Below are 6,470 nucleotides of genomic sequence, written 5' to 3'. Positions count from 1 at the left end.
ACAATTGTGAAAGCGAAGTTCACTTGTGATAGTAATGATGTGAATATACTGGGAAAGCCGTGTACGGGAAATCTGTATGCACGGTTTGACGAGGAGGAGCAGGGAAACCTGCTCCTTACTCTACTGGACAAATGCTTTTAAAGCACTATTCGTTCGCCTGTTGCTTTCAAATAGTTCAAAACCTGTGCCTTATGCGCCCCAGTTGTAGCAGTAAGCGCCTTCAGTTCCACAATAATGAATTCATGACAAATAAAATCAGGAACATAGGTTTGTCGCAGGACCTCTCCCTTGTAGTACAGGGTCAGCTCCTGGTGCGCAACAAAATGAATTCCACGCTTCGCCAGCTCCCTTGCCAGACATTCCTGATAGACTGCCTCCAGAAAGCCGCAACCCATTTCCCGATAAACCTCAAAGACTGCACCTTGGATCAGATAGCACTCGTCACGGTACAAAATTTTCCCAGTCTTTTTTTCGTGCCTGTCGTAATTTTCGTGGACCGAATCCTTCATCAGCTAACCTCCCACTCAAAGGTGAATAACTGTTCTGATTCTGTTTTATAGGTGAGACGGCGCTACAGCCAGTCTATCAGAGCATAAAGTGATATCCTTTACCCAGCATGAGATCTTTGTTTGTTTGATACTTCAATATTTGCTCAGACAATATATCCTTTCGGATAAATTCCTGAAGGTCGATGGGTTAATGAATGTGACATTTGCATATATTACCCGGTTAGAGCAAGGCAACTGGGTAATATGTATGCGTGGCATCAGGGAATCAATAATGAGAATAGACATCTCTGGCGCATGGAAGGATTATTTTTTTCGTAATTTCAGTATGTTACTGACTTGTGTGAAAGTTTCACCGCACAAGTCAGTGGTGGCATGAATTATGCTCAAATAAACTGTTTCAAGTATCTGGATAGTGATCCATGCCTGATATATTTATATTCAAACCTTTTCATTTTGTGGGTTCATATAAAACTACTGGATAGCCTGAGTTGTGTTCTTTTTTACATAGCTAAAGTTATCCCTTTGATTAACAGGAGATAAAAAAATGTCCGTAATTGTAGCAAGACAACTAGAAAAAACCTATGTCGCTGGCGACATAACAGTAAAGGCCATTCAAGGAGTTGATTTTTCCATTGAACCAGCTTCTTTTGTATCCTTTATTGGCCCCTCTGGAAGCGGTAAATCAACCTTGCTGAATATGATTGGCTGCCTTGATCCTCCAACCAGTGGGACTCTTGAGGTTGCCGGTCAGGAAATAACCAATTTAAGCAGGAAAGAAGCGGCCCGTTTTCGGGGTGAACATATCGGGTTTGTTTTTCAGGATTTCAATCTGATCCCAGTTCTTACTGTTTTTGAAAATGTTGAGTATCCTTTACAGATGGTGCAGGACTGGCCCAAAGACAAACGCCGTAAACGTGTACAGGAGATGTTGGATGCTGTCGGTATGGCCGACCAGGGAGCAAAATATCCCAGCCAGATATCAGGAGGTCAGAAACAGCGAGTGGCAGTGGCCCGTGCTTTAGTCACCAATGCAAAGCTGGTTCTGGCTGATGAACCCACGGCTAATCTGGATCGAGTCACGGCCAATAAGATTATTAATCTGATGAAACAGATGCGCGATGAGTTCAATACCACCTTTGTATTTTCTACCCATGATCCAAGAATCGTTGAAAATGTTGAAATAACTTTCTCTCTTGAAGACGGTAAGCTTGATAAAAATCAGCCAATCAAAGGAGCAGACCATGCTTAATATCTTAAAACTTGCGTACCGCAATCTGAAAAGATATAAGCGGCGCACCTTTTTAACCTCTATGCTTATCTCTTTGGGTGTCGTAGCTGTGCTCTTGTTTATTGCAGTTTCCGGCTCATTTAAGGGGATGATGGTTGGTCAGATTACCGATTCAATGCTTGGCCATATCCAGATCCATAAAAAGGGATACCTTGCCTCAATTGATAGTCTCCCCTTAAACCGCAACCTCACCACCAAGCAGATCAACAAGGTCGAAGATATACTTGCAGGAGAAGAGGCCATAGAGGCCTATTCCATGCGCATAAAGCTTGGGGCTATGTTCAGCAATTTCACCGAGACAACCAACATTAGGCTAAATGCCGTTTTGCCATCAGAAGAGATGAAAGCCGCGCCCTTATTAACTGAACGAATTATTGATGGTCAAAAAGATGGCCTCATTAAACCAGGTGAAATTCTGGTGCCTGAACTGATTGCCAATGGCTTGAAGGTTAAAGTTGGCGATGGCATAGTCTTAGTGGCCAACAACAGGGATGGCTCGGTAAATGGTCAAAACTTTGTGGTTAGCGGCATTTTAGAAGGAATTTCTGGCCCCGGTGGCCGTGACGGCATGATCCATATAGATGATGCCAAGGCCTTGCTTCGAATTGAGGGCGCGGAGGTCAGTGAGATTGCTATCCGCCTCAAGGATATAGCCCAGCTGCCAAAAGTTTTTTCCCGCCTTAAAGCACAATTTGAGCCCATCTTGAACATACAGGATAAACCAGTTTTTGAGATCCACACCTGGGAAAAGCTCTCACCATTTTTCAATATTGCCAAGATGATTGATCTTATGACCCTGTTTATCAAAATCATGCTGGTGGCCATTGTTTTAGTCAGCATCATGAATGTCATGATCATGGCAGTGTATGAACGAATCAATGAGATCGGTACCATATCTGCTATCGGCACCCAGCCCGCCAAGATTCTCGGTCTTTTTGTCACTGAAGGTTTTCTTCTCGGAGTTTTAGGGACAGGCGTTGGTACATTGATAAGTCTAGCGGCTATCTCCATTATGAATGTTTCTCAGATCAGCTTTGATTTTGGCAGACAGACAGGATTACTGCTCTCACCAACCATTGCTCCAAGTGATGTGATAAGCGTGGTACTTGTGGTTATTGGCATAGCCGTTCTCGCCAGTTTGCAGCCAGCCTATAAAGCTGCAAAAATGGACCCAATTACTGCCCTGCGGCATGTGTAATAACTCAATTACAAGGAAATCATCATGTTAAAAATATTTGTTCAATTTAGAAAACCTCGCACTGGAATATTGACTTTTCTCATTGTTAGTTTGTGCGCGGCACAGGCAATGGCCTTGGATGGCAAGGCAATCCTGCAACAGGTTGATAAAAATCTGCAGCCGGAATCATACGAGATGTATAGGAAACTCATAAATATTGAACCGGACGGCAGCCAAAAGGAGTTTGTGCTCTATTCGGTGAAAAAGGGACAGAATAAAATGGTTGCTCTTTTTCTGTCGCCAGCCAGTGAAAAGGGGCGTTCAACCTTACGACTTGATGACAATATGTGGCTCTATATTCCTAATGTTGGCAAGCCGATAAGAATCACCAGCCTGCAGTCGGTGGTCGGTGGTGTTTTCAACAACTCTGACATCTTGCGCCTGGACTACAGTGCTGAATATGAGGCCGTAAGTGTTGTGGAAGAGGGGGACGAATACCTCCTTGAGCTCAAGGCCAAGTCAAATTCTATCGCCTACGACAGTTTAAAAATGCGGGTAGATAAAACGGCAATTGTCCCCACCACAATTGAGTGTTTTGCGGCCAGCGGCATGTTGATCAAAACTCTTTACTACAAAGAACCGAAGGATTTTGGTGATGGGCTCAACAGACCATCAGTTCTGGAAACAGACAGCCCTCTCTATAAGGGGTACAAGTCAGTAATGGTCTATGCCAAGATCAACAAAAAAGAGTTGACGGATGAAGTATTCTCCTTGAATTATCTGCCCCGAGTTGATGAATTGCGATGAGCGTAAATTGGTTGCCTACTCGTATTGTCTTACTTTTTTATTCCAGCATCTGCTTCTTTCTTCTGCAAGGTATTGCCTGGAGCAGCGAGTATAAATTTGATTTGGATGAATTTGAGAAAAAAAGTTTTGATTGGGGCGGTTATGCCGAATTGAAGTGGGATCGTATCGATATCAATCAGGATGGCGCTCTTGCTCGCTTAAATTCCTATCAAGATACTCGTTCTAGTTTGGACCGGATCAGTTCTATCCTGCAACTGGACGGCAATTTAAATAAAGGGATCGTTGATTTTAACTGGCTTATGCAGGCCTCGGCGCAGCAGGACCAAACAGCCTGGGGTGACAGCGTGGACATCTTCGCCGCCTATGCCAGTATCAAGCCGACCCCCATGGTAACAGTTGATCTGGGTAAAAAGGTCTTTAAATGGGGGAAGGGCTATGCCTGGAACCCGGTTGGTTTTATTGACCGACCTAAAGACCTCAATAACCCGGAGGATTCCCTTGAGGGCTATGTCGGTGCTGGCCTTGATCTTATAAAAAGCTTTTCCGGACCCTTGCAGACCGTAGCTTTAACATCAGTTGCTTTACCGGCATGGCAGGAGGTTAATGAAGATTTTGGAGAAATCAATAATATAAATTTTGCCGTTAAACTCTACCTTCTTTATTGGAATACTGATATAGATTTTGTCCTGTTCTCCGGGAACAGCCGTTCAAAGAGATATGGTGTGGATTTTTCCCGGAATGTCACAACCAATTTTGAAATTCATGCAGAGCTGGCACATATTCCTGACCAGATGGTTAGATTGCTTGCTGCTGATGGTTCTCTTGCTACCTGTGAACAGCCAGACACGAGTTATCTTCTTGGATTCCGCTATCTGACAGTGAACGACATAACGACAATTGTCGAGTATTACCATAATGATGATGGCTATACTTCCTCTGAATCTGATCATTATTACCAGCTGATTCGAGATGCTCAGGTACAGTTTGACAGTACCGGAGCCAATACACTATTTCAAAAAGCAGCTGCAGACAATTTGAATGGCTACAACAAACCTCAGTCCGGCCGGAATTATCTTTACGCAAAAGTTACCCAGAAAGAACCTTTCAATCTCCTGTATTTCACTCCTGGTGTCACAGCCATTACTAACCTGGATGATGGTAGCTATTCAGTGAGCCCTGAAGCAGTATATACAGGTTTTACAAATTGGGAAATGCGCCTACGTTTTTCATGGTTGAACGGCGACTACAACTCTGAATACGGCGAAAAGACAAATACCAACAGAGCGGAAGTCAGGCTGAGGTATTTCTTTTGATGAACATTTTTTTAATAAATCTACATCTCTTTTTACGCTTGGCGGCCTTTGTTCTTTTATCATAAATTTGCATAAATTAGGGGACAGACCCCAATTTACATAAATTAATTTAAAATCGGGGTCTGTCCCCTAATTCCCTCCCTGGAATCACCGTCATCCCCTCTCCACATCTCTTAACCTGCTATTTGTAAGATTATTCCTTGCCTTTGGGTTCCTAAAAGAGCATTTTGTTTATATAGTAGGAACTGTACTCCTCTTTGATGAACCCTTTCTGAATAATTTTTAAGGTAATGGTGTCGATTATGGTCGCCGGGTACCCATCAAAAATTAATGCTGCACAGCAGATCGTCAAACTCCTAGTTCTGTCTTTAGTAGTTATTCTCTCGTTTATGGGCTGCTCTGACCCTGAGGATCCCATAAGTAAAGACCCCGTCCAAAACCTTCAGCCTGCAGAAAACCCTTTAAAAAGTAAAAAGAAGGTCTTGTTGGTGAGCTCCTATCATCTCGAATATTCTTGGACTAGTGGCATAACAGATGCCATTCTAAGGAAATTTGATGCAACAATCGACGCTGAGGGTCGTATTGACAATACCGGCAGTAAGGTAGTTGTTGAGATCATTAATATGGATACTAAACGAAATCCTGCGGTTGAATCCATCCAGCAGGCAGCGCTTCTGGTTAAAAACTATATTGAAAAATGGCAGCCGGATTTAGTTATTACAACTGATGATAATGCCGCAAAATACGTTATTGTTCCCTATTTCAAAAATTCCAGTCTGCCGTTTGTGTTTTGTGGAGTTAACTGGGATGCCAGTGAGTATGGGTTTCCTGTCGCTAATGTTACTGGGATGATAGAGGTTCAACTTGTCGATCAGATTATTGCAAACTTGAGTAAATTTGCTAAGGGTGACCGCATTGCTTTTCTAAAAGGGGATGATTTTTCGGCCCGAAAAGAGGCAGTTTTTTTTGAACAGCGTTTTAATCTGAAATTGATAAAAAAATTCGTTACGAGTTTTGACGAATGGCAAAAACAGTACCAACTCCTGCAAAACGAAGCCGATATTATTCTCGTCGGTAACACTATTTCAATCCCGGACTGGGACCACGATAAGGCCTTGCAGCTGGTTCATCAGGTTACAGAGGTCCCAACTGGTAACTGGGATGAATTTATGAAGCAATTCAGCCTGTTAACCCTTGCAACAAAGGCTGAAGAACAGGGTGAGTGGGCAGCTGAGACCTCGCTTCGTATCCTTAATGGCATCTCTCCTTCTAAAATTCCTATCGTTAAAAATCATATTGCCAAAATTTATCTCAACTTAAAGCTAGCCTTAACACGTTTAGCGTTACAATGAACCTTCCCGCCATTTACGGCCTGA

6 protein-coding genes are annotated in these 6,470 nt (G+C 43.1%); 5 read left to right on the top strand and 1 reads right to left on the bottom strand.

The genetic code is table 11. The features are described 5' to 3' along the window. Positions 1-137 precede the first annotated feature (137 nt). Positions 138-509 (bottom strand): GxxExxY protein, encoded by a 372-nt coding sequence (locus HQK80_14530; protein ID MBF0223415.1) that lies wholly within the window; start codon positions 507-509, stop codon positions 138-140. 544 nt (positions 510-1,053) lie between these two features. On the opposite strand from HQK80_14530, the gene HQK80_14525 reads away from it, so the two are divergent. From HQK80_14525 to HQK80_14505, 5 genes are all read left to right on the top strand, one after another. Further along, entirely contained in the window at positions 1,054-1,758 is a 705-nt protein-coding gene (locus HQK80_14525; protein MBF0223414.1) for an ABC transporter ATP-binding protein, read from the top strand. Then, on the top strand, positions 1,751-2,995 hold the full coding sequence (locus HQK80_14520) for an ABC transporter permease (protein MBF0223413.1): 1,245 nt from the start codon (positions 1,751-1,753) through the stop codon (positions 2,993-2,995). The genes HQK80_14525 and HQK80_14520 overlap by 8 nt, the downstream gene beginning before the upstream one ends. 24 nt (positions 2,996-3,019) lie before the next feature. Beyond that, positions 3,020-3,781, top strand: a complete 762-nt coding sequence (locus tag HQK80_14515; GenBank protein MBF0223412.1) for an outer membrane lipoprotein-sorting protein — start codon at positions 3,020-3,022, stop codon at positions 3,779-3,781. Next, positions 3,778-5,094 carry a hypothetical protein gene (locus HQK80_14510; GenBank protein ID MBF0223411.1) on the top strand — a complete coding sequence of 439 codons (1,317 nt, stop codon included), beginning with the start codon at positions 3,778-3,780 and terminating at the stop codon, positions 5,092-5,094. Before HQK80_14515 ends, HQK80_14510 begins: the two co-directional genes overlap by 4 nt. Positions 5,095-5,396: 302 nt before the next feature. Beyond that, a complete protein-coding gene (locus tag HQK80_14505; GenBank protein ID MBF0223410.1) occupies positions 5,397-6,446 on the top strand; it encodes a hypothetical protein in 1,050 nt (349 codons plus the stop codon). The last annotated feature ends 24 nt before the right edge of the window (positions 6,447-6,470 follow it).

The organism is Desulfobulbaceae bacterium (assembly GCA_015231515.1).
GTDB lineage: Bacteria > Desulfobacterota > Desulfobulbia > Desulfobulbales > VMSU01 > JADGBM01.
This window is presented reverse-complemented; position numbering and strand designations above follow the sequence as displayed.

Bases quoted from the DNA above. Each gene is read 5' to 3' on its own strand.
- HQK80_14525 (MBF0223414.1), top strand. From the start codon at position 1,054: ATGTCCGTAATTGTAGCAAGACAACTAGAAAAAACCTATGTCGCTGGC.
- HQK80_14520 (MBF0223413.1), top strand. From the start codon at position 1,751: ATGCTTAATATCTTAAAACTTGCGTACCGCAATCTGAAAAGATATAAG.
- HQK80_14505 (MBF0223410.1), top strand. From the start codon at position 5,397: ATGGTCGCCGGGTACCCATCAAAAATTAATGCTGCACAGCAGATCGTC.
- HQK80_14515 (MBF0223412.1), top strand. From the start codon at position 3,020: ATGTTAAAAATATTTGTTCAATTTAGAAAACCTCGCACTGGAATATTG.
- HQK80_14530 (MBF0223415.1), bottom strand. From the start codon at position 509: ATGAAGGATTCGGTCCACGAAAATTACGACAGGCACGAAAAAAAGACT.
- HQK80_14510 (MBF0223411.1), top strand. From the start codon at position 3,778: ATGAGCGTAAATTGGTTGCCTACTCGTATTGTCTTACTTTTTTATTCC.